Genomic DNA, 2,428 nt, shown 5'->3' on the forward strand with positions numbered 1-2,428 from the left:
CCTGTAATATCCAGTAATACCGGGGGACTTCCGGAAGTTAATATACATGGCGTAACTGGCTATTTAAGTGATGTTGGCGATGTGGATGATATGGTTGAAAATGCATTAAAAATCCTTAGTGATGATACTGTTCTTGCAGAGTTTAAGGAGAATGCCTATCAGGTGGCCCTAAATTTTGATATAAAGAATGTATTACCCTTGTACGAGGCGCTCTATGAAAAAGCCTATAAGGCACACTATAACAATACCTATTAAAGCAATTGCTCATGAGAATTCTTATTTTGGCACTATTACTGTTGGCAGGGACTTGTGGTAGTCAAAAGGATATCGGTAAAGAAGCAAATTATCAAGAGTTGAACAAAAATCCTTTATCACTAATATTAAGTGATAATTACGGAGGAGCGGAATCTGAGCAACTATTGGTTATACGTGATAATAAGGCTTTAAAAACTTTCTTTTCCAAAGTAAATATGACCAGGAAACCCGGACTTCAAATTCCTGAAATAGATTTTAATACAGAAATGGTTGTGATCTATTGTAACGGAAAAACAACTGATATGAGTACTCCAATATTAAATAGGATGGAGGATAAGGACGATAAAATGATCTTTGCGATAAAACCAGAGTCCAGACAAAAAAACGATCCTTCTACGGCTCTTTTAATGCCCTTTCATCTATATAAAATGCCACTTACCGAGAAGGAAATTATGCTCAGTGATAATAAGTAATTATCAATAGCAATTTTAGGTTTCATATCGAATTTAATTGCACATCAACTTCCTTTGTAGGAATCGTATTTAATGGATGGTAATTTTGTAATGTAATAGTCCTAAATCATTACATTATGAAATCCTACGTAACAGGCGCCATGGCTATTCTTCTCCTTGGAACAACCTCATTATACGCACAGGAAGAAATTCAATTAACTCAACAAGAACAACTTGTGCTGGATCAGCAGGAAGAACTTCAGTTAACCGCTAAGGATAGTATGGTGGTGAGTTCCTGGATGGTAGGATTGGGTTGGAATTTTATAAATGACTCGGGAAATAGGTTGAATAATATTACCACAACTAAAAACATGTATAATGCCGTGGCTTTTCCCTCCAGAATAAGTTTAGGGCGTTATTTTAGAAGTGGGATAGGTTTGGAAGCAATTGCTTCGTATAACAACTACAAGGAAGGCAATATCATAGATGGTGTTGTTAATCCTGAGGATAAGGACTATTTTGGTTTTGATACCAGGTTTAGTTATGATTTGAATAAAATAGTTGGCCAGACTGGTTGGTTTGACCCTTATGTGGGTGTTGGAGTGGGTTATACCTATGCCAACGACCTATCCAGAGGCACTTACAACGGGGTTATTGGATTTAGAACATGGTTTTCAGATAGATGGGGACTGGATTTTAGTTCCTCTGGAAAATGGTCCTTTGGAAACGAAGCATCCAACCATATACAACATGCTGTAGGCGTAGTTTATCAATTTAATATAGAAAAGGATCTGACCAAAAAAGGACTCGAAAAACTGGCTTTAATCAATGCCATGGAAGAAGAGGCCAAGCGTGTTTCAGATTCAATTAACAGAGCTTTAGAAGCAGAGGCTGCAAATGCCGCACTTGCAGAAAGATTGGCAAGGGAAAAGGAGGAAGCGAGACTGGCGGCCGAAGAAAGAGCCAGACAGGAAGCTAGGGACCTGCAGCAGCAGAAAATGGATGAACTTTCCAATCTCAGTAAAGTATTTTTCAGGTTCGATTCTTCTTATTTAACTGTTTCCGATCAAGGTATTTTGGATGAATTGGTAGCCTTTATGAATAAATATCCTGATGTTATCATAGAAGTCAAAGGACATGCAGATTCAAGGGGTAAGGCAGATTATAACCAGTGGCTATCGCAGAGAAGGGCGGATAGTGCTGTTAAGTATATAGTTTCTGCCGGAATAGATAGTGATCGTATATATGGAAAAGGTTACGGTGAGACTCAGATCTCGAACGGATGTACAGACGGCGTAAGATGTACTTCAGAAGAACATAAACAAAATAGAATAACCGAATATTCAATGGCGGAAGTGAAGGAAAATATAATTAGCCTGAATAAACAGTAGCGAATGGGAGGGTTAAGGATAAGAGGAGCAGCAATAAACTATTAGTTCCGCCAACGGCATATAATGCGAGGAATAACTGGATATTTTTTTTAAAGACTTTGGTGAATCTTGCTTAATGAATGAATGTGAATGAGGTGTCCTGTGCATCATTAAAGCATAGTCATTACAATAGAGTTGAAGTCTTATTATGTAATTTGCAGAGCAGGTAAAATATTTGTCAGATTGGCTAATCCTGAATATTGGATTAAATTTGGTATTGCAAATTAATGCTATAAGATCAAATAAATTAATTTATCAAATCCAATTAATTATCTACGACCAACATTTGGG

General features: G+C 37.1%; 3 protein-coding genes. All 3 read left to right on the forward strand.

The features are described 5' to 3' along the window. Positions 1-255: glycosyltransferase (locus tag WBM60_RS05195; protein WP_424282826.1), on the forward strand; the 255-nt coding region annotated here is incomplete at its 5' end. Between the two features lie 11 nt (positions 256-266). Next, positions 267-728, forward strand: a complete 462-nt coding sequence (locus tag WBM60_RS05200; protein ID WP_424276789.1) for a hypothetical protein — start codon at positions 267-269, stop codon at positions 726-728. Positions 729-844: 116 nt separating this feature from the next. Further along, positions 845-2,098 (forward strand): OmpA family protein, encoded by a 1,254-nt coding sequence (locus WBM60_RS05205; RefSeq protein WP_424282827.1) that lies wholly within the window; start codon positions 845-847, stop codon positions 2,096-2,098. Positions 2,099-2,428 lie beyond the last annotated feature (330 nt).

It is taken from the genome of Eudoraea sp. (assembly GCF_049669105.1).
In the GTDB taxonomy this organism is placed as follows: domain Bacteria; phylum Bacteroidota; class Bacteroidia; order Flavobacteriales; family Flavobacteriaceae; genus Eudoraea.

Coding starts and splice junctions, on each gene's coding strand:
- WBM60_RS05200 (WP_424276789.1), top strand. CDS start 267: ATGAGAATTCTTATTTTGGCACTATTACTGTTGGCAGGGACTTGTGGT.
- WBM60_RS05205 (WP_424282827.1), top strand. CDS start 845: ATGAAATCCTACGTAACAGGCGCCATGGCTATTCTTCTCCTTGGAACA.